Raw genomic sequence first — 25596 nt, 5'->3', positions numbered from 1 at the left:
GTCTATAAGCTTTTTTTTAGCGCAGGGAAGGTTTTGTTGCGAAAGGTTTCTTGTTCATCTGGATCAGCTGATTCCAGTGTGTACGTGGCTTTCGTGTAACTAAACCCCAACCGATGAAGCAATTTGGACATCCCTCTCTCTGTAAACATTTTCCGGAATTCACGTTCAACAAAGAGCATAGCCAGCTTTAGCGTCCAGGTATATTTGGCCTCGATGCCCACGTCAACGGGTCGCTTAGTGGCGATGGTTTCAGCTAATATTTGTTCCTGTTCATCGCTTAATCTATGTGGCTTTCCGGGGGAGTGGCCAAGCGCCAGCGCATCGACACCGCCTTCATGGTAACTGCGAATATAGCCACTGACGGTTTTCTCCGTGCGCTTGATCATCCTTGCGATTTCTCGATTCGTATGGCCTTCTAGATGATGAAGGACAGCAAGATAGCGTTCGTACATTCGTTTGTCCGAGGTCTCTCGAAGAGCCGTTTCCAACGTTTTGACTTTGTTTGACTTTGTCTTCATCCTGATCACGTCCTAATGGTTGATGTTTCTTCTATTACCCAATTCAGGATGTTTTGTAAAGATGATTTGTAGTTCTTAAGTTCAGCCTATATAGGAGTGGCTATCAAGACAAAGCAATAGCAAAAAAACTCTTAATTATACTATTGCCCCGTTGAGCAAATTGCGTTTAATTTTCGAGGTATCGATACAATGTTGTTTTGCTAATCCCTGTTTCTTCACGTATTTGTGCAAGCGTATATTTATTGCTTTCATACATCTGGATCGCCTTCATCACGTTCTCATCAAGCTTACGAGGACGTCCTAACTTCTTACCTTTTTCCTTAGCCTCATCTAGCCCCTTTTTGGTACTTTCACTAATTAAATCCCCTTGGAACTCAAGGATAATTTCCACATGTTTATGGAATAAACGGCCGGAATCTTCTCGAGTGTTTAAATTTTCATTCAATGAATACAAATGGACTTGTCGATTTTGAAATTGATCCAGTAATTCACTAAGATGCCTCGTCGAGTCAGCAAGCGAAAATAGTCTGGTTACAACTATTGTATCTCCGGGCATGAGCCTATCCAACATCAATTCTAATTGAATTCTCTTTTTTGCGGACAAGTGTGTTTCTTTAAATAAGTGATCGCAGGACTTCCTTTTTAAAATTTCAAGTTGATTTTGACAATGTGGATCATCCTGAGAAGGTCTCATGTAACCAAATATCATATTAAAACTCCTAATCACGTATGATTTTATAAAATTATAACACAAATACAGGACCAAAAAGGTTCCGTTTTGGTACGATTCGTGATAATATCAATGTACTAGAAGCGGTCATGACTTTAAAAGTAAAAGTCATAGCAAATTATAAGGAGTGGAAGTACAAGTGATTGAACGGATTAAACAAGAATGGTTTTCTAACACCAGAAGCGATATCTTAGCTGGTATCGTGGTAGCTTTGGCTCTTATTCCAGAAGCGATTGCATTTTCAATTATTGCTGGTGTTGATCCAATGGTAGGACTATATGCTTCGTTTTGTATTGCTGTAATTATATCCTTCATAGGTGGTCGGCCAGGGATGATTTCCGCTGCTACCGGAGCAATGGCCTTACTTATGGTTCCACTAGTAAAAGAACATGGCGTGCAGTATTTATTGGCTGCAACTGTGCTCACTGGTATAATTCAATTGCTGTTTGGAATATTCAAAATCGGTAAACTCATGAAATTCATACCGAGAGCTGTCATGATTGGTTTTGTTAATGCTCTTGCTATTCTGATATTTATGGCTCAGGTACCGCATTTTGTAGGAATTTCAACGCTAACCTATATTTTCGTTGCCGTTACTCTCATTATTGTATATGTATTACCCCGCTTCTTCAAAGCTATTCCTGCGCCTCTTATCGCTATTGTTGTGCTCACTGCCGCAGCAATATGGGGCAATCTAGATTTGGGAACTGTCGGTGAATTGGGAGTCATCACTCAATCCTTACCCTCTTTTCTAATCCCTAACATCCCATTTAATCTTGAAACATTACAAATCATCTTCCCTTACTCGATTTCCCTAGCCGTTGTGGGTCTGGTTGAATCTCTTCTAACCTCTTCGATTGTAGATGATATGACCGAAACAGACAGTAATAAAAATAAGGAAGCTCGTGGACAAGGCATCGCAAACATCATTACGGGATTCTTCGGTGGAATGGCTGGCTGCGCGATGATCGGACAGTCTGTCATCAATGTAAGATCGGGCGGTCGTACTAGATTGTCGACATTTGTAGCTGGTGTGTTTCTGATGTTTCTGATTATTGTTCTAGGTGGAGTTGTGGTACAAATTCCAATGCCTGTCTTGGCTGGGATCATGATCATGGTATCAATAGGTACCTTTGACTGGTCATCATTCTCCTATTTAAGAAAAGCCCCTAAAAGTGATGCTTTTGTCATGCTGGCTACTGTCATTGTTGTCGTTGTTACCGATAACCTTGCAATTGGGGTTCTCTTAGGAATCATCCTAAGTGCCATATTCTTCGCTTCTAAAATATCAAAGGTACGTGTTACAAGCGATATCAGGGGGAATAACACAACATTCAAGATCTCAGGTCAACTCTTTTTTGCATCTGTAGAAGGATTCGTTAATGCATTTGATTACAACGTCACAGACAAAGACATTGTTCTAGACTTTTCGAATGCGCACATTTGGGATGACTCAGGGGTCGGCGCTGTAGATAAAGTTGTAATTAAATACCGTGCTAATCGTAATCATGTCACCGTTAAAGGACTCAATGCATCAAGTGAAAAAATTGTAAATAGATTAGCTGTATACCACGATTCTAACGCGCAATTAAAATCTCATTAGAACAGGAGTGCTATCAATGTATCAACATATTTTACTTGCTGCGGACGGTTCTAAAAACTCTGTTCGGGCTGCAACTGAAGCTGCTAGAATCGCATCTCTTATTGATGGTGCAACAGTAGAAGTTTTCTTTGCTGTAGATCCAACTAAAATAAAAGAAGAGGTACTCCATTCACAGAACCATGACGAAATTGAGTTAAAACGAAAGCAAAAACTATTGCCGGTTACAGAGGAACTAGGAAACAAAAACGTGAATCATCAAGTTACAATAGTCATTGGCGATCCGGGTCCCACAATTGTTGATTACTCGAAAAAGAAAAATGTTGACCTGATCATTATAGGGAGTCGCGGCCTTAATTCATTCCAGGAATTTGTGTTAGGAAGTGTCAGCCATAAAGTAGTAAAGAGAGCCCAATGCCCTGTTATGGTTGTAAAGTAGAACAAACAATTAAACATGACCTATGTCAAAAGGAACTGACCCCATAGCGTGAGACAAATTAAAACACCTTCAAAAGATCTTGGAGGAGTTTTTGAGTTGGCAACAGTCTGCAAAGGCTCCAAGCTATCTACAATGAAAAAGCCGGGTTCACTGCGGATTATGTGCTGATGGACAGCTGGTTTACTCAGGCTCCCTTGCTTCGCCAGCTTACAGGCAGAGGTCAGCCTGTGATTGGAATGATTAAAGAAATGAAGCAGCGATATCTCGTACAGGGACAGCGAATGACGCTAAGTGCAGTGTTTCAAACCCTGCCCAAATCGAGTACAAAAGACATCAAAGGCTCCATGGTCGTACATACTTCGTGTGGTCTGCCCGTGAAGCTTGTTTTTGTGCGCAACCGGAATAAAAGACGGGAATGGCTGACCATTTTAAGCACAGACGTCACGCTCGATGCGACGGAAATCGTACGAATCTACGGCATGCGTTGGAGTATTGAGACCTTTTTTAAAGTCACGAAAAGCTATTTGAAACTGGGAACGGAATTTCAGGGTCGTTCCTTCGACCAACTAGTTTATTTCTCGAGATGTTTCAAGCGAAAACGAAAAAGAGCAAAACGTCTGTTTTTTGTCAACTACAAGAATGGATTTCTGGCTTACCCAGCTATATCAAGGGTTTGTTTGGAGATTTGAGCTGCGAAAGTTGAGTTAATAAAAAACTAAAATCTAATTCATTTAGTAGATAAACTGATGTATTACATCAGTTTATCTACTAAATTTTTAATTAAAGGATCTAAAGAAACATAATCATTATAAAGAAAAGGGAACTGTAATCACAGTTCCTTAACATATAAAACTACATTTCATTTATATGAAAAATCTAATATATCCAGTGAAGGGATTCGCTAACAATTATTTGCTACAATATCTGACGACTATCTTTAAGTAGAACATCGTGTGCACTACCCTCAACAATACTTGTAGAAGAAACTAAGGTTATCTTGGCATTTTTTTGTAGTTCGGGAATTGTCAGGTAACCACAATTACACATTGTTGAACGTATTTTACTTAAAGAAAGTCCAACATTATCTTCTAAACTTCCTGCATATGGTACAAACGAATCAACTCCTTCTTCAAAAGAAAGTTTTTCGTCACCGCCTAAGTCATATCTCTGCCAATTTTTTGCCCTTTTACTTCCTTCTCCCCAATACTCCTTCATATAATTACCGTTTATATTCACTTTTTTAGTGGGGCTTTCATCAAATCGGGAAAAATATCTTCCTAACATTAGAAAATCTGCTCCCATAGCTAGTGCCAATGTAATGTGATAATCGTGTACAATACCTCCATCAGAACAAATTGGTACATAGATTCCTGTCTCATTAAAATATTCATCACGAGCCTTCGCTACCTCAATTAATGCGGTAGCTTGACCTCTCCCTATGCCTTTTGTTTCTCGTGTAATACAAATTGCACCGCCGCCAATTCCTACTTTTACAAAATCGGCACCAGCTTCGGCAAGGAAACGGAAACCTTCTTTATCAACTATATTTCCTGCCCCTATCTTTACGGTATCACCATAATTCTTCCGGATGTATTCAAGAACAATCTTTTGCCATTCTGTAAATCCTTCGGAACTGTCAATACAAAGAACATCTACTCCAGCTTGAAGTAATGCTGGAATTCGTTCAGCATAATCTCTAGTATTAATACCTGCACCAACCATATATCTTTTAGATTCATCAATCAACTCATTCTTATTTTTCTTATTAGTATTGTAATCTTTTCGAAATACCATAGAAATCAATCTTTGTTCATCATCAATGATTGGAAGACAATTTAATTTGTGTTCCCATATAATATTATTCGCTTCTTTTAATGTCGTATCTTTATTAGCACAGATTAAGTCTTCGAATGGTGTCATAAAATCTTTAACTTTAGTGTCTAAAGTCATCCGACTAACTCGATAATCCCTGCTAGTTATAATGCCTACTAATTTACCTCTAGAACTTCCATCAATTGTTACTGCTACAGTGGAATGATTTGTCTTCTTCTTTAACATTAACAGTTCGTCTAAAGTACCTTCAGGAGATATATTAGAATCACTAACAACAAATCCAGCTCTATAACTTTTAACACGAGCAACCATTTGTGCCTGACTTTCAATAGATTGTGATCCGAAAATAAAAGAAAGTCCACCTTCTTTTGCTAAAGATATTGCCATTGTATCATCAGAAACAGACTGCATAATTGCTGATGTCATAGGAATTTTCAAAGACATAGGAGGTTTATTTCCTTTTTTAAATTTCACTAAGGGTGTTTGTAAGCTAACATTTGCCGGTATACACTCTACAGATGAGTAACCTGGTATTAGTAAATACTCACCAAAGGTACGCGATACTTCATTCAGATAAACTGCCATATTATTTTCCCCCTTGTTCTTGAGCTGTTTTTTCCATAAGTTTATATAGACCTTGATACAATCCCATAAGCATTTCATCATCGAAGTCAGTAAATAACTCCTCCATATACTGTTCTTCCTTCTTACCTCTTTCCAAGTAATATTCTTTACCCTTAGATGTTAAAGCAACACGCAAACTCCTTCTGTCAGTTTCATCTTTTCCTACTTTTGCAAAACCTTTTTTCTCAAGAATATTTATGATTTTTTTCACATTCTGACTCGAAGTACCGACAATTTGAGCAATATCTTTTAGGTTAAGAAAGTAATCATCATAAAGAGAAATATTCCACAACACAAAAGCTTGTTTTAATGAAAGATCCTTATATCTTCTATCGCCTAAAAGTTGCAAACGGTTAGACAATGTGAAAATTGATCCATAAACATATGCTTTAGGTGTGATTTTTTTTTCGATTGGAAATTTCATTTTTTCACCTCCACAATAGGTAACTGGTTATGTATAAAAATATCTAACCAGTTACCTTTTGTCAAGTAATTAAGAGGATACAAACGAAAGATTTTATAAGGAAAGTGGATTTTTGCGGGGTGTCGCGTCACTACATTAACTTGTAATGATAGGGAATGAAAATATAATTTCATTGCTTGAAAGTGTTAAATGGTTTGGTAAAACTGTTCATTATAAAAATAGTTAAATTTTTTTGTTGAACTATCCTGCCCGTTGAACCCCGCGATTTCGGAGGTCATTCAGCACACTGAGCCAGAACTTGCTGGATTCATTTTCGCCAATCCACATACCCAGCACATCTTTGTTCCCATCCAAATCAATGCCAATAACCATATAGGCGGCTTTGTTCACGATGGCTCCATCCTGCTTCACTTTAAAGTGAATGGCATCCATGTACACGACGGCATATATGCCTTGAAGTGGCCGATTCTGCCATTCTTTTATCAGGGGCACGATTTTGTTGGTCACATTGGAGATGAGGGTAGGCGACACTTCGATACCATACAGATTCAACAAATGGTCCTGAATCTCCCGGGTACTGACACCTTTAGCATACAGCGCGATAATCTGGTCCTCGATGCCGGTTACGTTCTTTTGATGTTTCTGGACCACGATCGGTTCAAACTCTCCCAGCCGATCCCGTGGAACCGTGATTTCCTGCTCCCCGTACTCGCTGATCACCGACTTCTTGCTTTTGCCATTACGGCTATTCGGTGTCATCTTGGCCTTAACCTCATGCTTCTCGTAGCCCAAATGCGTGTCTAATTCGGCTTCCAGCATCTCCTGCAGCGTTTCAGCAAACAGTTCTTTCAAGGCATTTTGCGCATCCTGAGCCGTTACCAGCTTATTCTCCTTGATGAACGCTCGCAGTTGCTCTTTTGTCCAGAGTCCCATGTGTTCTCCCCAACCTTTCTATTACTTCCATTTTAATAGATTTGGGAGTTTACACAATTTATTTTACAGACTCACTCGTGACAAGAACTTGTACCGATAAAACAAAAAGCCGCTAAATTAGCGACTATCTATGGGACCATGTTCTTGTCCCTCGACAGAACTGTTCAGACATACCAAATATTTCTTCTATAATTCCCCAACTGCAACTTCTCGTATCCTCTGGCTTATTTGGAAACTGCAGCGAAGCAACTGGCATGAAAAAGGAGAAGGTCAAATGACCCTCTCCTACGTAATCTAGACATCTTCTTCAAAATCGTCACCATCTTTGATGGAGATGACTTGAAACATTCCCTCAGCTCCATCAAAGCACAGTCATCATTTTCCCCATCCACAACACAGTGGGGAAGTATTTATTACTTGGAATCCATTCTCTCTAGAACCTGTCCACTGCCATACTCCACAAATTCGTCCACGGTAACAATCTGGCCGGGCCAATACAATGCGGACGCCAGTTGACTTACAGGCGGAGCCTGGATATGGCTTTCCTGCATCAGCGCAGGCTGCCAAAAGATTTCTTTCGCGGTACTGTCCGAAAGGACATGTCCATTCGCCATCACAACAACCCGTTCGAAATGATTCGCCACATAAGTCATATCATGTGTAATCGTAATGACGGTTTTGCCTTCCCCTGTAAGATAATCAATTATGCGGGTCAGCCGCTCTAACGAACGGCCATCCTGCCCTGCGGTCGGCTCGTCCAGAATAATGACCTTACTCTGCATCGCAATAACCGCTGCAATGGTCACAAACTTACGCATCGAATAAGGAAGACTGTAAGGATGTAGAGTCGCATATTCCGTCAGTTCTGTCAGCTCCAGTGCCGTGGCGATTATTTTCTTGGCCTGTGCAGCATCAACGTTGAGGTGCCGCGTGCTGAAAGCAACCTCTTCGTAAATGGTCTCATGGAACAGCTGATCATCGGGATTTTGAAAAACGTATCCGACCTTCGCAGAAATTTGAGCCGTTGTGTGCTCTTTCGTATCCCATCCATCAACGGTGACGGTCCCTGATGACGGCTTCAAAAGTCCGTTCATCAGCTTCACGGCGGTTGTCTTGCCGGCTCCGTTTTGTCCAATAATGGCTGCCTTTTCCCCTGCCTGGAAGGACATCGAAATATGATCTACCGCGTTTGTACCGTTCGGATAACGGAAAGAAACCTGATCCAAGGTTAATATAGCCATTATTCAGTCCCCCCTTTTTTTAGCTGCGAAAATACATGTTCTGCTTGCTTCCGAGTAATGGGAACCTGATTGGTGCCCCCCTCCCCGAGCAGTCTCAGTCCCACCTCGGCATATTGAGGCAGTGAACCCCCGTGCTCCATGACTTCCGGATTGCTTAGGATCGACTGGGTGTCTCCCTGCATAACGACTTGTCCGTCTTCCATCACGATGATCTGATCTGCATATTCCGCAATCCATTCCATCTTATGCTCCACAAGAATGATGGTCTTTCCCCGCTGCTTCATAAGATCGATAATCCGGAAGATTTCCTCGGTACCCTGTGGATCAAGCTGAGATGTCGGTTCATCGATAATGATCACCTCAGGGTCCATGACGATCACAGAGGCAAAAGCCACCCGTTGCTTCTGCCCGCCGGATAGTTCCGTTGGATTAGACTCCGCGATCTTCTCCAGCTTCAGTAATGCAATCACATCTTCAACTTTCTTGCGGATTTCAGTGGGTTCCATTCCCAAATTTTCCAATCCATAGGCAATTTCCTCGAACACTGTCTCCTTGGCTCCGCTAATCTGTGTAAAGGGATTCTGAAACAGGTAGCCGATCCGGGAGGCAATGTCCCCCAACTCGTATTGCAGCAGATTTTTCCCGTAAAGCTGCACTTCCCCTTCCAGCTCTCCATTATAGAAATGGGGAATAAAACCTCTGAACACACTGCACAGCGTCGTTTTCCCTGCGCCGTTGGCGCCGATGACCGCGTAAAAAACGCCAGCTTCAATGTTCAGCGTCACCTGCTTCAAGGATGTCCAATTGTTAATGGGATATCTGTACGATACATTTCTCATGGATAACAGGTTCATCCCATAACCCCCTTCCAGATGATCAATACAAGCAGCAGCAGCAGCACGATCCTTACAATCGTATCCAGCGGCCCTTTGGGTAATACCGTCACATTCGTTTTTTTACGCTGTATCGTAAACGCACGGGATTCCAGGGTAATTACACGTTCCTGCGTATTTTCAAAAGACGAGATAATCAAAGTGCCAAGCACGGGGACGATGGCTCTGGCCCGGATCATTAGGCTTCCTTCCGTCTCCACCCCGCGCGAACGCTGAGCGTCCATAATGACATTCAGCTGTTTCCGCATCTGCGGAATGATCTGCAGAGTAGACATGATCACATAAGTGACCTTCTTCGGTGTTCCCATTTTTTCCAGGGCAATGATCAGATCTTTCGTCTTGGTGATTTGGAAGAACAAGATAATTGAAGCTGTGATGGCTACGATCTTGGATGTCAACAGCAGACTGTAGTTCAAACCTTCCTGTTTCAGACTAAATATCCAGCCTGACCAGAGAACCGTTTCACCCGGGTAGAAGAAGCCTTGAATAATAAAAATAAAGAGCACGATCAGTGTAACACCTTTAAAAAACAGACTGCAAAAGCCTTGGAAGACGCCAGCCAGCAAGGCAATGACCATACATATCGGAAGAATGGCATATTGATAAGCATACCCCGGTACGATCAGAATGGAGATGATTACAAAAAGTACTCCCAGCAGCTTGGTTATCGGATAGAGTTCAAGAATGGACTTTTTCACTTCACCTGATCTCCCTTCCGGTTCATTTTTTTGGAACGCATATAAATGTCGCCGTAATACATCTTAGATAGGAACTGTGGAGTCATTTTATATACAATCAAGGAGCTTGCCAGGATAGCCAGCACTTTATCAACAACACCGAGCAGCAGAGTTTGCGAAAATACGGCGGTCCAAATCTGCTTGCCCGTAGCCAGCAATGTGGCCATCACGATATCACCACTTTGGCCCGTTACTCCACCAAACAAAATGACTTGAATCGGACTGGACGTTGCCGAAGAGACGACGGCAATCAATAGGCCGGAAACGATGATTCTCCAGGGCTTGACTAGCATCCGATACTTGGACAGGTAACCTGCGGTCAATCCGATCGCCATCGATGTGATGGCAAAAGGGATGGACACTGGATTCAGCATCCCATTCACGACATTACCAAGTCCCCCTGTAACCAATCCCACCCACGGCCCTGCGACCATAGCTACAATACATGTCCCAATTACATCCAAATAAATCGGCATTTTCAAAATGGTCATTAACTGATAAGCCACAACATTAATCGCAACCCCAATAGGAATCATTGTAATCGCCAGCAGTGTAAAATCTTTTTTCAGACCCCGTTTCATAGTTGCCCTTCTTTCTATCGTTTATTGGGATGGATGTGGTAATCGACATAAGCGGTTCGGCTGCTGTCCATCGTTATGAATCCAACTTGACCGCTCATATACGGGTTCTCATGGTCGGTATAGTCCAGCAGAAGTTCTCCGTCTACAGAAATGGAATAACGATTTCCTGCTGCGATGACTGAAATCCGATAATCTGCACCGTGCTGCCAAATGAAAGGAGCCTCCTGCAAAGCACGCCAATTCGTTCCTTCTTTTTTCATCAGAGCCAGCTGGCCTTGCTTGAGCACCGCTGCATAACTTCGAGCTGCCCCCTGAACCCGGAACAGTATCCCGTGGGACGAGCCGATGACCGGACGAATTGCAGCCTCATACGTGTAATCCCTAAAATAATGGGCCCCTGTGTAGGCTTCTGCAGATTCTCCAGCCCCGCTTCCCGTTAGAAGCCCGTCCTCCAATGTCCATAAGCCGCGGAGATGGGTCAGCTGTCTGACCTCCTGACGTAATGTCGGCCATACCTCCAGCTCTTCGGAAGCAAAAGAAATGTCGATCTCAGGCTCGCCCCATAATTGAACATCATCGATATAAGCCGTTAATGACTTCGGTTGCCCAAAAATTTCAGCCAGCGGAATCCATTCCACGCCAACCTCCGACAATACGGCTCCCGGGATCCGCGGAACCTTCCAGGTTAGCGTCGTCCATTTCTCAACTGGCAATACCGTCCGCTCCCCATATACCCGGGTTCCATCCTGAAAGTTGTGCGCATAAAGACGTGCGGCGACCTGCTCCTCATCTCCCTGCGAAATGTACACACTCATGGAAACGCTTTGCCCTGGATAAAATACCGGTGTAAAGCTTGGGTCATAACGGCTGTCATTAAAATCCTCCGGTGTGTAATACGTCTTGAGATAGGTCCGGTAGCTCTCTCCCCCTACTAACGAGCTTATAGTCACCTGAAGAGAACGTTTTCCACTGAAGGCGATCCTGTCCGTATTTTTACATACCATCGTCACAGGCAATCCTTGCGGATAATGATTACGGAAGGCATGCGTGGAGCCCGGAAGCTCGAAATCAAAATGTGCGTATACCCCCGCCTCGTTCGGCAGTTCCAGTCCCAGAAAATACCGTCTGGAAATCGCAGCCGTCTGCCCGGCAACAGAAGCAATGTCCTGAATGTTTCGGGAACCTACGACACTGGAAGCGCATACAAAGTCGTTGATCGGTACTGTCCATTGCTCACCAATACCGGTTAATCCCGTCAAAACTCCCACGATGGCTCCTACATTGCCGACATTGCAATCTGTGTCCCATCCGCACATGTTGGTAATATTTATAGATTTGGAAAAATCGCCATCGCCATACAGCAACCCTAGAACAACTACGGCTGTATTCGGAATAATGTGGCATATGCCCGGATAACGATCATACCCGTAATGGCTTTGAATATAACGGAAGCATGCCCGCCAGTCCTGAGGATGCTCGTTATGAAAACGGATAATATCCTTGACAACCTCACTGTAACTGCTGTCTTCAGGAATCGCTGTGAGTGCCCGCTGAATGACTTCTTTTACCGAGGAAGACTCAAATGCTGCAGCACAACAGGCTGCCACAAATCGCCCTCCATAAATCCCGCTGCGGTCATGGGACACGGATGACATCTTCTCGGCCAGATCCGCTGCTGCCTCTGTGTCACCCGGGGCCAGAAAACCCCAGATATCACTAAAAATTTGACCGCCGATCTGCTCCGCCACCGCTTGCGAATTCTGCTCCTGTGAGCCCGATTGCGGAGCCGTCATTCCATGCTTCAAATTAAGGTAAGCGGTATGCTCTGTGGATATACCATAACCTCCCCACCAGAAAAAACCGTGGCCATCCGGAATGTAGTTCAACCATACCTTGGCCATGTCCTCTGCGGTGACTTTTTGATGAAGAGGCAAATCTGCCAAAGCGTTCATAAAAAAAAGCGGTCCATTAATGTCATCGTCAGCCGCAAAATTTTTAAAATCATATAAATAATCCGTGATCTCTCCAAAAGCCCTTTCAATCCGTTCATACGTCCAGTTTTCAATATTCGCGCCATGACGTACGCCAATCACTTTACCAAGCCATCCCGCATACACTCGTTCTATATAATCCGCATGGTAAGCAACCATCCCCAAGCCCTCCTTGATCTTAAAAGTTTCATATCCTGCTACTGTTCGGTGAATGGTGATTCCCATCACCATCATCCTTAGAATTTTGATAGTAAAGCCTGTGCCCTTATTATAAGTAAGCATTTTTATTTTGACTTCTCATTAGCGTCCCCTAACTTCTCAAAATCCTCACTTAAGCCGTTCATTTCACGATATTCTTTCGGAGATGTACCCGTATTCGCCTGAAAAGAACGATAAAACGAAGCCATGCTCTGGAATCCGCAGTCAAAGCAAATATTCGCGATCAGATCATCGGTGGTGACCAGCCGCTTTTTCACTTCACTCAGCCGAAGCTGCGCGAGATAATCCCGCAAACTTTTTCCTGTGTACTCTCGAAATAAACGGGATGTCCGGGCCTGCGACCAACCTACTGTCTGTGCTACATCCGCAAGTTGAATATTATTGCCAAAATGCCGGTGCACATATTCGAGCATCTGTCTCAGCTCCCGATACGAATGGTTCATTCGTCTCCACTGCTCGCCTGAAATGGAGCCGATATAATTTCTAAGCAGCATCACACTAACATCAATTAATATGCTGCGTGCCCTTGACAGGTAGCCTACATCCTGCTGTGATAGCTCTTCATGGATGGTCATGATGCGGGGCTGCAGCTGATGGGCAAGGCTCGTCTCCGCAGGAATGTGATTCTGAAATTTCTCGGACTGATAGCTATAGGGGAGAAGCAGCTTTTCATCTTCAAGGAGCAGTATACTGGGGTCAAAATTAATGAAGATAAACGTACTGGGATCGGTTTCATCGGATTGCGCGATGTGCAGCTCGGTCTGGTTTACAATGAAAATATCTCCCGGGCGCACGGTATAGCATTTCTGCTCAAAATAAAAAACGCCGCTGCCTGAAATGCAGCAGCCGATTTCCAGACTGGTATGCGTATGGAATGGCTCCAGCGTGTTTTCCGGTGTCCACTGGAACGCAACAATCGGAATATCATGGGGATAGTCAATATGTAATTTCAAGTTAGTCACCCTTTGGTTAAAGCTTATGTACGATTTTATTTAAACTATATCCATATAACTGTTATTTACATTTTCGTTATTGACGAAAGCCAGCAGCGCCTTATTTATTAACGCCAAGTTAATCACCCAATCATATAATATTTTACCGAATTATACCGTAGTTTTATGCTTTAGTGTGAGAAGAGTCTTAGACACTTTGTTCCACTAACCTGCCGTTAGTTTAATGAAAGAGCTGTCGAATTTTAATTGGATATGTGTCAAATTGGTAATCGGATCAAGTTCTTGTCCATTACGGTAATAGGTACAAGTTCTTGTCCTCGGCTCGGGACAAGAACTTGTACCGTTAAAGAAGCCGGTGAAATAGCGACTTTCAATGGGACAATCTTTTTGCCCTCCGACAGATATGGAGCAATAGCTAGCTTGTAGGCGCAAGCGATCATCGTCACCTTATAGTTGCCCTCTTTCCTTTTCTTGTCGTAATATCTTTTAGCCGTTCATTTATCTCTCCCTGAGCCCGCATTGTACCGCAACGTAAAGTTCTCGCCGCAAGCGTTTTGAGCCAAGTTTCGAGATGCGGCTGTTACTTGCGGTGAAATTGCCTGAGCTATGCACTCCTGGATCGTGCCGAGCGTAGGCCACAAGTAGTATTGACTAATATCTCCCATCTCTGCAAGCAGTGATGCTAATTTTTCTTATATCTCTGGGATTATTTATAGATCTGGCCGACTGTCCTATAGAGAATTAAGAAAAAAAGAAGCAAGTCTATAAGACGTGCTTCCTCTAAGACGCTACTTTGTATTTGACTATTTGCCCCTGTGCTTCTTCTTCGCCTTTTGAACTCTAAGTTGATATTTTCTTTCATTTTCTTCAAGAATTTGTTGACGATTATGCACTTTTTGTTGCAATTTCCTGGATTCGAGGTCCAGCTTTATTGCCTCCTGAGCATGGCTAGATAAACCTCGCTCGGCAATCTCCTGAGACGCCTGGCGAGCTAGTCTTTTCGGATTTACTCGAGTGTTTTTACTTCCTTTCGCATCCGTTCCTACCTTCGTAAGGTTCATCATTTTCTCGCTAACGAACTCTAATATTTCCGGATCCTTTGGCTCGTTACCAAAAAAATGACGACAAGCTTTTAGACGTCCCTGTTCTTTCGGTACAAGCACTTGTTCCGATAAAACAAAAAGCCGCATATTATGCGACTTATAAAGTGTTCAAGTTCTTTTCGTCAACCAAGTTAAAAAAGACAAAGACCTCAATGTTCCACCATGAAGTTGGGAAGAGGACTTCAACTTAAGTTGACAATATTGACGTTCGCTCTATCGTTTCTATTCTGGCGTCAAAAGGTCTGAGGCGTTCCCATTGGTCGTACCAAATATAGTAGAAATTCATCCCTGCACGTTTCTGTACACTGCCCGTAACGCAAATTCATGAAGATTGCGGAAACGCCGGCCTAGCAGCTCATACCCCTCGGCTCCAGGGTGCAGGCCATCCGTGAGAAAGGCTTCATCCTCCGGACCGAACCAGTTCAAGCCATCCTGATAGTACAACTGGCGATCACCCCGAGCCCTTAGTAGCTCCACGGTCTCGTGGATAAATTCTCGCATTATGGGTAGGGTGAAACCAAGCGAATTGAGCTGCGTTTCGCGGGCGGTGCCATAGATCGGAGAAATGACAAGCAGCGGGGTATCCCTGTGTTTGTCGCGTATCGACTCCAGCAGTCCAATCAGCAGCGGCTTGAACATGCGAGGGCTTAAAGTGCCTCCGCCATAGATGTTCACGCCCGCACATATCGAGATGAAATCGGCTGGCAAGTCGCGAATCAGCCGTCCGATCATCGGTTCCATGAGGCAGTTGCCGGAGAAGCCGAGATTAATTAAGCTGAAGCCACAGGCTTCGGCAGCAATGGCCGGCCAAGCACGGGAGGGGCTGGAAGCCCCGACGCACTGGGTGATGGAGCTGCCGTAAGTAATCCAGCGGGGCCGGGTATCCGGCAGCGGGATTCCGATAGCATGGGCGCCAATCCGCAGGCCGGTGACGGTCATTCCTATATTTTGCGGGAGCCAAATCTCCAAATCTTTGATTCCGATGGGAAGTCCGCGAAACAAGGCTTCTGTTGCTCCGACGGGCAGGTTGAGCGTCTGACATCGTTCTCCTCCTTCTACGCAATCCATGGCGACGTCGCCCGCAAGTGGTGCAAAAGATACTGCCACCTCGGTGGAGTCCGTGCGCAGCCGCAGACGAACACCAGCACATATCTCGGCTTTGCCATCAATTCCCGCAGGTGGATACAGTTCGTAATCCATGTAAGGAATACGCCAGGGCTTGATTCCATCCTCCCGGTGCTCGAGCGACACGGCACCGTGAAACCACTCATCCGTTAATGAAAGCTGCTTCACGGCGCATTCCCTTCCTTCTGCTTCTCAGTCGGAATGAAACCTTCTCCCAGCCATACATCCTGCTCCAGCAGCCGCTGCTGAAGCTCAGCTACGGAAATGCTGCGCGAGCCGGCGCCATCTCGCAGCGCCAATGCAGCCGCCGTTCCCGAGGCCTGGCCCATGGAGAAGCAGTTCGGCATCACACGCAGGGAGCCTTGCACCGCTCGGTCCGAGGATACGCAGCGTCCGGCAACCCAAAGGTTGTCGATGCCAATCGGCAGCATGATCCGGTATGGTACGCCGTGTGAAACCCCCGGCGGCAGGTGGTTAAAGGTCATTTCGCTTTTGCTGTTGGCGAGATGAATATCGATGTAGTATGCGTTGCGGGCAATGTCGTCCGGGAAGGAGCGAGCAGCAAGGAAATCATCGACCGTTAGGATATAGTCTCCTTCGATACGCCGCGTCTCCCGGATGCCGAGCTGCTCCCCACTCGCCACCATATGGGCGTGCTCAAAACCCGGCACGTAGCGGCGGAAGAACTGCAGCTGGCGTTCCGCCGTGCGACGCCCTTCAATCGCCCCCCGAGTCAAATCCTCGGCAAGGGTGCCGTCAACGCCGAATACATGGCCGAAGTTGACGCCAACCAGATAGTCGCTGACCCAAGCAAGGCCGGAGATCGACTTTCGGCCCTCCGGCAGCGCACCGTCCTCGATCGCCAGCTCCACCGTCTTGTGCAGTTGGCCCGTATCCCCGCTCTCCTCCAGGTACCGGCTGAACCTTGGACGGTCCACATTCGCAAGCAGATAGCACATGCTGCCGGGCTGAAGTTCGCCCGCTTCCCCGCCTTTCTGAAAAGGAACTCCTGCCAGAGAGGCAATATCCCCATCTCCCGAGCAATCGATAATATACCGGCAGGGGATGAAAGAACGTCCCGTCTTGTTTACGACAATGACACCTTCAACCTTCCGGCGGTCGTCAGACAGGATAACTTCGTAAACAAAGGTGTGATACAGCGGCGTCACGCCGCTTTCCAGAATGGCATCGTCATAAACCCGTTTCAGCACCTCGGGATCGATCGGGACCCAATCCAGCATCTCTTGATATTCCTCGCGGTACTGGGGAGCACATGCCTGCTTCATCCGTTCCATCAGTTGAAGGCCGAGACCACGGATAATCGGCTTTCGTTTATCCGTAAAGGGACAGAAAGCCGGAACGAGCGCAACCGTGCCCATGCCGCCAAGGAACCCTCTCTGCTCCACCAGCATCGTTTGCGCTCCCCCTCTTGCAGCGGCAATGGCCGCGGCGATTCCGGAAGCTCCTCCGCCGATGACCAGCACATCCACCTCGCGGGTAACCGGAATGCTGGCGGATGGCAAAGTAATATGTCCGTTCATAAAAACCTCCCCCATTCTGTATAGCTTTAAAATGTCATAATAGCTTATCTGACTGTGCCTTCCAGACAAAGATGCAGCAAATCATCTACATGCGCAGTCGCCAGGCATTCTACGGTATCGGCGGCGCCGTAGTAGATTTTGACTTCCCCGGTATCTTCCAGTATCATGCCCCCCGGAAAAATAACATGATTGCGGAAGCCTCCATTGGTTTCATAGGCAGCTTCCGGGACAAGCAGCGGCGTCTCCGCCCTGCCGATGATCCGGCTGGGATCGGCAAGATCCAACAGCAAAATGCCGGACGTATAGCGCTTCTCCCAACTGTTCTCCCAGCCGTTCTTGCCCCGGCTGCGGTCGATATCCACGGCATGGAACAGGGTTAGCCAGCCTTTGTCCGTTTTGATAGGCGGAGCGCCGGGGCCTACCTTGTCATTGGCATAGGATACATCTTCAACCGTCAGGAGCAGCTTGGAGTTGCCCCAGTATTTCAGGTCAGGCGAGTCGCTCATCCACATGTCAAAGCGGTCTATGCCGCCCCGGCTGTATACAGGCATCGGACGCTCCAGACGGACATACTTGCCCCCGATCAACTCCGGGAACAATACCATGTTGCGATTGTCCGGCAGCGACAGGCTCAACACCTCGAAGGAGCGGAAATCCTCGGTGACGGCGATGCCGCCGCGCAGCCCATGCTTGGTATCGACCGCAAAGCACATATAGCATTGTTCGCCGATTACCGTTAGACGCGGATCATACACGCGGATGACCTCTTCATCATGCCAGGACCAGCACGGTTCCGGCTGCACATCCCACTTTATGCCGTCATCGCTGAAGGCCAGACCAAGATTGGTTGTATGATGAGGGGCAACAGTCCCCTTATGTTCATCGCCGTAGTCATTACGGAAAACCATCACATATTTGCCTTTAAATTTGGCAACCCCGGCATTAAAAACCAACGCCGGACCGTAAGGCACATCACCCGGAGACAGAATCGGATTCGCGGAATGCCGGGCAATGACCGGGCTGGAAAACAAAGGTCCTACTGTAGAATCACTCATTTGCATCATGCTCCTTGTATATGAAATTGAATTTAACCTTTGACTGAACCCGCTGTCACCTGAATAAACGACTTGTTCGCCACAATATACGCGAGCAGCATCGGCAGGATAGACAGACATGCTCCCGCCATCATCAAATGGATCTGCATGGCCGCGGAAGAACCGTAACGGAGATTCGCCAGCCCGACGGTGAGCGTCTGCAACTGCGGATTCGTCATCGTGAACACCAGCGGCAGAATGTATTCGTTCCAGGCATGGCGGAAGGCAAACAGCCCGGCCACACCCAGCCCCGGTGTCAAGAGCGGCAGAATAATCCGGAAGAAGGTTCGGGCGAACCCGGAGCCGTCCACCATCGCCGCTTCATCAAGCTCGCGGGGAATCGCTTTGAAGAAACCCAGCAGCATAAAAAACGTGCTGGAATGAGCGCTGATCAGAATCAGGATCACTCCCCACAGCGTGGTATTCAGGTTCAGCGCGACCATCAAATCAAATTGCGGGCGCAGCACAATGGCGCCAACGGATATAAACATCATAGATGCCTGCGTCGTCACATACAGGGATTTGCCGGGAAAATTACGCCGGTCCACCACATAAGCCGCCATGGCAGCCACCAGCAGGGTGCCTACTGTAACCATAATGCTGACAAAAGCACTGTTCCAGGTATAGCGGGCAAAATTGGCCTGCTTCCAGGCTTCGGCATAATTGACGAACTGCAGCTTGGCCGGCAGCAGGCTGCCGCCGGTCATCATTTCGGCGCCAGTCTTGAGAGAACCGGACAATGTCATCAACAGGGGAAATAATGTCAGTATCGCCGTTATCAATAAAAACAGCCACATGATCGTACGGCCCACAATTCTGCCTGTGTGACCGGAAGCCGGACGGGCTGCGATTTTGCCGCGCCCGTCCGGCTGTTGGGGTAACACCTGTTCGTTCATTTGCTGATCCTCCTGCACGCCTGCAGTCGATCACGTTCAACCGATCTGCGGCGTTGTTGTCAAATCGAAAGGGCCTTCGCAAAATTGTAAAGTGGACTTTTTGAACAACCTTTAATACAACTTGTTCATTTTACGGCTCAATAAGAAATACAAGCCCGTGATCGCTCCGACAATAACAGCGGTTGCAAAGCCTACGGCGCTGCCGTATCCAAGCTGCTGCTCCACAGGCGAACCCGTGGATACCGGGAACAATAGTTTGTACAGATAGAGATACATGACCTCGGTTTTGCCGATCGGTCCGCCTTCCGTGATGAGCATAATGCTCTCATAGCCTTTCAGGGATGCGATAATCGCGAGCATTATGACCAACTGGGCAACCGGAGCCAGCATCGGGAGTGTGATGCTCCAGAACCGTCTTCCCGCGTTCGCCCCGTCCATGGCCGCACTCTCGTACAAATCCTGCGGAATGCTCTGCAGTCCGGCCAGAAACAGCAGCATATAGTTGCCGACTGCGCCCCATACCGCCACAATAATGACCGTAAGCATCGAATGCTTTGGCCCGAGCCAGTCGATCGGCTGCGAGACCAGGTGCAGCTTCATCAATACGGTGTTAACCATCCCATTATAAGAATTGAAGATTGTATAGAACACAACGGATATCACCGCGGTACTGATGATCGTCGGCATAAAATAGATTCCGCGCAGTAGATTTCCGCCTCGCAGCTTGCCGTTCAGGATGACCGCCAGCAGCAGGGACAATGGCAGCGTCAGCAGCAGCTTGCCTCCAGCATAGATAAAGGTATTGCCAACCGATTCCCAGAACAGCGCGTCGCGCATCAGCCGACGGAAATTGTCCAGACCAACGAACAGCGCATCGCCGTATCCGGCATAGTCATAAAACATATAGCGAAGCATCCATATCAAGGGGTAGATGCCCAGGGTTGCCGTCAAAATGATGCTCGGCGACAGAAACAGAGAATTCTCCCCCAGTCGTTTCCAATTAAAGCTCACGATTCGTTCCTCCTTCGGGGAAAGAAAAAGGGCATCTGCCAAGGTGAAACGGCTATCGCCGTTTCTTGGCAGCGATAGCCGTTTCATTCCGGAGAAATATAGAGAACGTATAGGCCGAAATCTTATACTTTCCTATATTTCATAAAAGTGCGCGGCAGCCCCATCCTTGCCTGTTATTCTCCCTGCGGTTTGGTTGGATCAAAGGCAGGGTTCGGCGTTACAGTGACCTCGCCTTTCTCCACCGCTTTGGTCAATGCGGCGTTATATCTTGTGTTCAAATCCTCCGTAATCGCTTTCACATCTTCATCGGTGAGAATGTATTTAAAGAAAGCGTCCGCATAGGTTGAACCCTCCGGAGTAACGTTTGGCGAAGCAGGCCAGAGCGAGTCGTGCTCCCCGACGAGGAAGCCTTCCATGCCATTAATCTCCGGATCTTTAGCCTGTTCCACAATGCTTGGTACAATGGCAATCCCGAAGCCTTTCTCATGATAGGTCTTCAGAACCTCGTCGCCGTACATATACTGCATGAATTTCCAAGCCGCTTCCTTATTGGCCGATTGGGCGCTGATGCCGAGCCACGTTCCGGCGGACACGATTTCGGAAGTTCCCTTGATCTGCCCGTCCAGCGTTGGAGCCAAGGCACCCCCCCAGTTGATTTCAGTCGGGAATTGATCCATGTACACGCCCGGCTCCGTCGAGAAGGAAAGATACATACCGATTTTGCCTGCGGCGAATTGGGCGCGCAGCGGGTCGATGTCTAGCGCTTCCGCGCCGGGAAGAATGCTTCCGTCTTTATACATTTGCTTGAAATATTCGATGACTTGCGAGTAAGGCTCGAAATCGAACTGGCCTGTCTTCAGATCAAAGCCAAGTCCCTGATGACCGCTCAAGGAAAGAATCTCCCGGACGGAACGGTCAAATGCTTGCTTCGGATTCTTAAAGTTCAGCGCGAAACCATAGATGCCTTCGGCTTTGCCGACTTCGGTAATTTTCTTGGCATCGTCCACCATTTCCTGCAGCGATTTCGGAGGATTCTCGATGGCCGCTTTGGCAAAAAGATCCTTGTTGTAGACCAGACGCATAGTGAGGCCGGTATTGGCGAGCGAGTACACCTTGCCGTCAAAACGGTTGACATCGTCGATCAGCAGGCTGTCGAACTTTGCTTTCAAGTCATCGGTAAGATACTCGTCAATCGGCGCGAGATAACCTTTTTTGACAAAACCGGACGTATTGGCGCTCTTTAGACGCAGCACATCCGGCGCCTGGTTGCTGGAAAATGCAATATCGACGCTTTGCGCGTAATTCTCGGACATGACCGTCAATTCCACCTGGATGTTATCGCCGTTTGTTTCATTGAACTTGTTGATCAATTCCTTGATATACTCCTGGTCATGACGGTCGTCAGTCCAGTATTTCAACTGTACGGGTTGGCCCGTCTCGGTTGATGGAGCTGCCGTGCCGCCGTCAGACTTTCCATTCGTCGTACCTCCATTGCCATTGTTGTTGTCATTCCCGCCGCAGCCTGTGATTCCGGCGGCCAGAATGAGGCTTAAGCCGAGACCTAACCATTTTTTTCGCATACATTCTACCCCTTTATTTGACGTATGTATTGTGAGCTCGTTTTTATTATAGATTCCCGTACTTAGAAAAGGAGTGAGGCAGATTCACTCTCGAGGGATAGAATTCTATGGTCTATACAGCACGTGCCTCACGCCTCGGGCCGGTCCATGTGATAGCCCGCCCTGAACTCCGACGGCGTCTGGCCGGTGATCTTCTTGAACATCTCGCTGAAATATCTGCGCTCCTCATACCCTACAGCCGCAGCCACCTCCTGCACTTGCGCACCCTCCACCAGCAGCAGCCTCGCTTTCTGAATGCGTTCCGAGGTGATATATTGTGTGACCGTCATCCCGATCACCTGCTTAAATAAGCTGGAAAAGTAGCTGGCGCTGAGATGCACATGAGCGGCGCATTCGCCGACAGTAATATCCTCGGACAATCGGCCCTTGATAAAGCCAATGGCTTTATAAATCACCTTCTGCCCTTCGGATAAGCTGTTCCGGCGCACCAGCTCGGCTCCCTCCATGCACAAGGCAAGCAGTTGACGCTGCAAAGAGGCCAGCGGCAGCCCCGCCGTCCCTTGCACTGCCCTGCATCTCTGAATCAGCGGCTGAATGTCCGGATACGGAACCATTTCGTAAAGAGTGCGGATCGCTGAAGCGGCCAGCTCATCGTACAGGCTGAGGAGATAATCCGGATTTTGCCGGGAGATCCGTTTCTGCAACGTATCCGAAATGGCGGACAGAATCGCGTCCGTCCGGACGGCGTTCCCGGAACGAAGGGCAAGCAGAAGCTCGTCCTTGTACTCCAGAGCCAGCGGCTCCTGGCTTCCGCTCTGGTGGATATCGTCATACATAATGGCCGCATTGCCTTCGGTGAACAGGTGATGGGAGAGCGCCCGATGAGCCTGGCGATAGGAATCCGGCAGCCCACTGATCTCCTCCACTCTACCGCCGACCCCGACCGAGACCGTGAACTTGGTATATCGTTCAATATTCCGGCAGCACTGCTCGGCAATTTCGATCGGACTGGACGGTCCTGTATCGTTCAGTACGGCCAGGTACTGGTCATGACGGACGCGAAAAAGAACGCTGCGCGCATAATGGGCAAGCGTCTCCTGCATAATATTCAACAGCGAGAACCGGATCAGCTCCATCTCCTGGATGGACTGCTGTGCAACCTGCTCCCGGAAACGGTCAATTTCAATCAGCATCACCACGAAGCCCCGCAGCTCCAACTCAATATTCAGAAACTCCCACCGTTCCGAGGCCTCTTCCCATGAAGTGCGGTGGCTTACGAGCAGCGTAAAGTATTCCTGCCGCAGCGCCGGCATACTCTCGCGGAGCTTGTTCTCCATTTCCCTCAGACTTAGCCGCTTGGACCTCTCTTCCATAATCTCCGCTTTGGCTCGCAGCACAGCCGATATCATTTCTTCTTCTGTGAAGGGCTTCACTACAAAATCAAACGCCCCCAGTTGCACCGCCTGCTGCGCATATTCAAAGTCGGCATAGCCGCTGATCAGAATGACCTTGCAGCTGGGGTTCACTTCCAGAACCAAACGCAGCATGCTCAGCCCGTCCATGATTGGCATTCGGATATCGGTTATAACCAGATCCGGCCGCAACCCGTTGATCAGCTTAAGCCCCTCTTCCCCATTGCCCGATACACCTGCGACCCGAATCCCCTGCTCTTCCCAGTTCATCGCCGTCAGTCCGTCCACCACGCTTTTAATATCGTCGATAATGCAGAGACTGATCGCCTCAGGATTGCTCATCCAAATGCTCCCCTTTCTTGGGCAAAGAAATCCGTATTTCGGTTCCGCGCGCTAGCGCACTATCCACATGAAATTCCGCACCATCCCCATAATAGAGCCGGAGCCGCCGAATCAGATTGGACACCGCATATCCCTTCTTCGATTCCCGCCAAAAGAGGGCGCGCACTTGGGTCTCGTCCATGCCGCTGCCGTTATCACGTACGGCAATCGTCCAGCGTTCCCCGTCCCCGGTAATTTCGATCTCGATCCGGCCGCCGTTCTTCAGGTCGCGGAAACCGTGCAAAATGCTGTTCTCCACCAGCGGCTGCAAAATGATACGCGGAATCGAAAGCGATGACACCTCCAGTTCGCGCACATGGATCTCATAAGAAAATAAGCCTTCATAGCAGCTTAACTGCAGCTCTAGATACTGGCGCACATGCTCAAGTTCTTTTAACAATGTCGTAATTTCCTGACCATTGTTCAGCCCAAGTTGGAACAGGCGGGAGAGCGACACGACCATTTGCTGCGACGGCTCGATCTGCTTCAAGTTCAACTTCCAGTAGATGGTGTTGAGCGTGTTGTACAGAAAATGCGGGTCCATCTGCGCCGACAGCGCCTTGATCTCTGCAGACCGCTTATGCGTCTGCGCCTCCGTGACCTCGTCAATCAATACCACGATCTGTTCCAGCATCCGGTTAAACCGGAACCCCACCTGACCCAGTTCATCTCCGCTGCCGCTCTCAAAGCGGGCGGTCAGATCGTTGTTCTCGACCCGCTTCATCACCTTCAGCAGCCCTTGCAGCGGCTTCAGCAAATAGCGTGCAAATGCGCCCGAGATCAGCGTGGTGACGGTAAAAGCAGCCAGTGTAACTCCGGCGATCAGCCATTTGACATACACCATGTCCTGGAGCACATCGGCCCGAGAACGGATGGTGGTCATTGTCCAATCCGCAATGCCGATACGGGCATAATTAAGCAGATAGGTTTGGCCGTCCAGTTCAAAGGGCTGACTTCCCTCCGAGCGGTTCATCATGCCACTCAAATTTCCCGTCGCCACCGCCTGCCTGACCAGCGGTTCCTTCACGGGGTAGACCGTCTCTCTATCAGCGTTCAGCAAGAAGCTGGACGCCCCTTCCGCGGTGTTCCCCTGCACCAGCTTTCGGAAGCCGTCCTCACGGATATTCACAACTATATAAACACCGCTGACCGGTGTGTCAAAGATCGGCTCCAGAATGAGCGAGATAACGCGTTCTTTGCCGGAGAAGAGCATATCCTCATGGCCTTCCACCCACAGGTTCTTTTTCTCCTGTTCGATGCGCGCATACAGAACGGTGTTCTCGAATGCGGTGAGCCGATTGCGGTTCATGGACGAAGGATAAAATTCGCCAATCGGCGTAAATACGTAGATCGATTGGATAAGCGGCTCGGCGATCCGCGCCTGTGAGAAAACGTTATCAAGATCGTTCAGATGCGTGTAATATCTGCTGGCATCCCCGGAGGCGGCATCCTTCAGCATGTCATAGAAAGGCTGGCTGATCATAAACGTCATCATAATCAGCATCAGTTTATCTAGCTTCTCATCCACAATCTGTGCGGATCTGACCACCGTGTCCTGCGTGAGCTTCAGTGCATTTTTTTCCAGCGTGGCAGCCGAGATATAATAAGACAACCCTCCGGTCATCAGGACAGAAAGCACAATGACGGCCAGAAAAGCGACCTTGAGTTTGTTGCGGAACGATTGCCTGCGGAGGTACTCCAAGCTTTTCACGCCTTCCGTTAAATTTCTATCCTTTG

At 47.6% G+C, this 25596-nt stretch carries 21 protein-coding genes and 3 pseudogenes; 3 read left to right on the top strand and 21 right to left on the bottom strand.

Translation table 11 applies throughout. The features are described from left to right. Positions 1-2 precede the first annotated feature (2 nt). A complete protein-coding gene (locus J7E85_RS03945; protein ID WP_215155213.1) occupies positions 3-518 on the bottom strand; it encodes a helix-turn-helix domain-containing protein in 516 nt (171 codons plus the stop codon). 166 nt (positions 519-684) lie between these two features. Continuing rightward, entirely contained in the window at positions 685-1227 is a 543-nt protein-coding gene (locus tag J7E85_RS03940) for a recombinase family protein (RefSeq protein WP_215155211.1), read from the bottom strand. A 160-nt stretch (positions 1228-1387) separates the two neighbouring features. On the opposite strand from J7E85_RS03940, the gene J7E85_RS03935 reads away from it, so the two are divergent. The 3 genes and pseudogenes from J7E85_RS03935 to J7E85_RS03925 form a co-directional block, all read left to right on the top strand. Continuing rightward, a complete protein-coding gene (locus J7E85_RS03935) occupies positions 1388-2851 on the top strand; it encodes a SulP family inorganic anion transporter (RefSeq protein WP_215155209.1) in 1464 nt (487 codons plus the stop codon). Positions 2852-2867: 16 nt separating this feature from the next. Then, positions 2868-3287, top strand: a complete 420-nt coding sequence (locus J7E85_RS03930; RefSeq protein ID WP_215155208.1) for a universal stress protein — start codon at positions 2868-2870, stop codon at positions 3285-3287. A 137-nt stretch (positions 3288-3424) separates the two neighbouring features. After that, positions 3425-3990 (top strand): annotated as a pseudogene (locus J7E85_RS03925) (transposase); the annotation flags it as partial. A 212-nt stretch (positions 3991-4202) separates the two neighbouring features. Here the strand turns inward: J7E85_RS03925 and J7E85_RS03920 are convergent. The 19 genes and pseudogenes from J7E85_RS03920 to J7E85_RS03830 form a co-directional block, all read right to left on the bottom strand. Beyond that, on the bottom strand, positions 4203-5705 hold the full coding sequence (locus tag J7E85_RS03920) for an IMP dehydrogenase (RefSeq protein WP_215155206.1): 1503 nt from the start codon (positions 5703-5705) through the stop codon (positions 4203-4205). A gap of 1 nt (position 5706) precedes the next feature. After that, positions 5707-6168, bottom strand: a complete 462-nt coding sequence (locus J7E85_RS03915) for a MarR family winged helix-turn-helix transcriptional regulator (protein ID WP_215155204.1) — start codon at positions 6166-6168, stop codon at positions 5707-5709. A gap of 252 nt (positions 6169-6420) precedes the next feature. Then, a pseudogene (locus tag J7E85_RS03910) lies at positions 6421-7101 on the bottom strand (IS256 family transposase); the annotation flags it as partial. Between the two features lie 413 nt (positions 7102-7514). Further along, the gene (locus J7E85_RS03905) at positions 7515-8342 is read right to left on the bottom strand and encodes an energy-coupling factor ABC transporter ATP-binding protein (protein WP_215155202.1); all 828 of its coding nucleotides are present in this window, start codon (positions 8340-8342) and stop codon (positions 7515-7517) included. After that, entirely contained in the window at positions 8342-9196 is an 855-nt protein-coding gene (locus tag J7E85_RS03900) for an energy-coupling factor ABC transporter ATP-binding protein (protein WP_215155200.1), read from the bottom strand. Before J7E85_RS03900 ends, J7E85_RS03905 begins: the two co-directional genes overlap by 1 nt. After that, positions 9193-9933 (bottom strand): energy-coupling factor transporter transmembrane component T, encoded by a 741-nt coding sequence (locus J7E85_RS03895; RefSeq protein WP_215155198.1) that lies wholly within the window; start codon positions 9931-9933, stop codon positions 9193-9195. The genes J7E85_RS03900 and J7E85_RS03895 overlap by 4 nt, the downstream gene beginning before the upstream one ends. Next, entirely contained in the window at positions 9930-10553 is a 624-nt protein-coding gene (locus tag J7E85_RS03890; RefSeq protein WP_215155196.1) for an ECF transporter S component, read from the bottom strand. The genes J7E85_RS03895 and J7E85_RS03890 overlap by 4 nt, the downstream gene beginning before the upstream one ends. Before the next feature lie 14 nt (positions 10554-10567). Further along, positions 10568-12703, bottom strand: coding sequence for an ADP-ribosylglycohydrolase family protein (locus tag J7E85_RS03885; protein WP_215155188.1), 2136 nt, complete (start codon positions 12701-12703; stop codon positions 10568-10570). 125 nt (positions 12704-12828) lie between these two features. Further along, positions 12829-13725, bottom strand: a complete 897-nt coding sequence (locus J7E85_RS03880; RefSeq protein ID WP_353049462.1) for an AraC family transcriptional regulator — start codon at positions 13723-13725, stop codon at positions 12829-12831. A gap of 407 nt (positions 13726-14132) precedes the next feature. Continuing rightward, a pseudogene (locus tag J7E85_RS35065) lies at positions 14133-14358 on the bottom strand (transposase); the annotation flags it as partial. Positions 14359-14519: 161 nt separating this feature from the next. Beyond that, a complete protein-coding gene (locus J7E85_RS03870; protein WP_215155174.1) occupies positions 14520-14906 on the bottom strand; it encodes a YjdF family protein in 387 nt (128 codons plus the stop codon). Between the two features lie 195 nt (positions 14907-15101). Next, the gene (locus J7E85_RS34760; RefSeq protein ID WP_215155171.1) at positions 15102-16112 is read right to left on the bottom strand and encodes an SGNH/GDSL hydrolase family protein; all 1011 of its coding nucleotides are present in this window, start codon (positions 16110-16112) and stop codon (positions 15102-15104) included. Beyond that, positions 16109-17485 carry an FAD-dependent oxidoreductase gene (locus tag J7E85_RS03860; protein ID WP_215155169.1) on the bottom strand — a complete coding sequence of 459 codons (1377 nt, stop codon included), beginning with the start codon at positions 17483-17485 and terminating at the stop codon, positions 16109-16111. The genes J7E85_RS34760 and J7E85_RS03860 overlap by 4 nt, the downstream gene beginning before the upstream one ends. Positions 17486-17529: 44 nt before the next feature. Next, positions 17530-18540: a glycoside hydrolase family 130 protein gene (locus J7E85_RS03855; protein WP_215155168.1), complete on the bottom strand. Its 1011-nt coding sequence runs from the start codon at positions 18538-18540 to the stop codon at positions 17530-17532. A gap of 32 nt (positions 18541-18572) precedes the next feature. Then, positions 18573-19475 carry a carbohydrate ABC transporter permease gene (locus J7E85_RS03850; protein WP_215155167.1) on the bottom strand — a complete coding sequence of 301 codons (903 nt, stop codon included), beginning with the start codon at positions 19473-19475 and terminating at the stop codon, positions 18573-18575. 111 nt (positions 19476-19586) lie between these two features. Then, the gene (locus J7E85_RS03845) at positions 19587-20486 is read right to left on the bottom strand and encodes a carbohydrate ABC transporter permease (RefSeq protein WP_215155166.1); all 900 of its coding nucleotides are present in this window, start codon (positions 20484-20486) and stop codon (positions 19587-19589) included. Positions 20487-20659: 173 nt separating this feature from the next. After that, positions 20660-22066 (bottom strand): ABC transporter substrate-binding protein, encoded by a 1407-nt coding sequence (locus J7E85_RS03840; RefSeq protein ID WP_215155161.1) that lies wholly within the window; start codon positions 22064-22066, stop codon positions 20660-20662. Between the two features lie 128 nt (positions 22067-22194). Continuing rightward, positions 22195-23820, bottom strand: a complete 1626-nt coding sequence (locus J7E85_RS03835; protein WP_215155159.1) for a response regulator transcription factor — start codon at positions 23818-23820, stop codon at positions 22195-22197. Beyond that, on the bottom strand, positions 23807-25570 hold the full coding sequence (locus J7E85_RS03830; RefSeq protein ID WP_353049461.1) for a cache domain-containing sensor histidine kinase: 1764 nt from the start codon (positions 25568-25570) through the stop codon (positions 23807-23809). The genes J7E85_RS03835 and J7E85_RS03830 overlap by 14 nt, the downstream gene beginning before the upstream one ends. Positions 25571-25596: the final 26 nt, after the last annotated feature.

Source organism: Paenibacillus sp. ISL-20, from assembly GCF_018613005.1.
Taxonomy (GTDB): Bacteria; Bacillota; Bacilli; order Paenibacillales; family Paenibacillaceae; genus Paenibacillus_AQ.
Note: the sequence above shows the minus strand (reverse complement) of the source record. Positions and strands in the feature narration are given on the sequence as shown.

Coding starts and splice junctions, on each gene's coding strand:
- J7E85_RS03945 (WP_215155213.1), bottom strand. CDS start 518: ATGAAGACAAAGTCAAACAAAGTCAAAACGTTGGAAACGGCTCTTCGA.
- J7E85_RS03940 (WP_215155211.1), bottom strand. CDS start 1,227: ATGATATTTGGTTACATGAGACCTTCTCAGGATGATCCACATTGTCAA.
- J7E85_RS03930 (WP_215155208.1), top strand. CDS start 2,868: ATGTATCAACATATTTTACTTGCTGCGGACGGTTCTAAAAACTCTGTT.
- J7E85_RS03920 (WP_215155206.1), bottom strand. CDS start 5,705: ATGGCAGTTTATCTGAATGAAGTATCGCGTACCTTTGGTGAGTATTTA.
- J7E85_RS03915 (WP_215155204.1), bottom strand. CDS start 6,168: ATGAAATTTCCAATCGAAAAAAAAATCACACCTAAAGCATATGTTTAT.
- J7E85_RS03905 (WP_215155202.1), bottom strand. CDS start 8,342: ATGGCTATATTAACCTTGGATCAGGTTTCTTTCCGTTATCCGAACGGT.
- J7E85_RS03900 (WP_215155200.1), bottom strand. CDS start 9,196: ATGAACCTGTTATCCATGAGAAATGTATCGTACAGATATCCCATTAAC.
- J7E85_RS03890 (WP_215155196.1), bottom strand. CDS start 10,553: ATGAAACGGGGTCTGAAAAAAGATTTTACACTGCTGGCGATTACAATG.
- J7E85_RS03885 (WP_215155188.1), bottom strand. CDS start 12,703: ATGGTTGCTTACCATGCGGATTATATAGAACGAGTGTATGCGGGATGG.
- J7E85_RS03870 (WP_215155174.1), bottom strand. CDS start 14,906: ATGCGGCTTTTTGTTTTATCGGAACAAGTGCTTGTACCGAAAGAACAG.
- J7E85_RS03860 (WP_215155169.1), bottom strand. CDS start 17,485: ATGAACGGACATATTACTTTGCCATCCGCCAGCATTCCGGTTACCCGC.
- J7E85_RS03855 (WP_215155168.1), bottom strand. CDS start 18,540: ATGAGTGATTCTACAGTAGGACCTTTGTTTTCCAGCCCGGTCATTGCC.
- J7E85_RS03850 (WP_215155167.1), bottom strand. CDS start 19,475: ATGAACGAACAGGTGTTACCCCAACAGCCGGACGGGCGCGGCAAAATC.
- J7E85_RS03840 (WP_215155161.1), bottom strand. CDS start 22,066: ATGCGAAAAAAATGGTTAGGTCTCGGCTTAAGCCTCATTCTGGCCGCC.
- J7E85_RS03835 (WP_215155159.1), bottom strand. CDS start 23,820: ATGAGCAATCCTGAGGCGATCAGTCTCTGCATTATCGACGATATTAAA.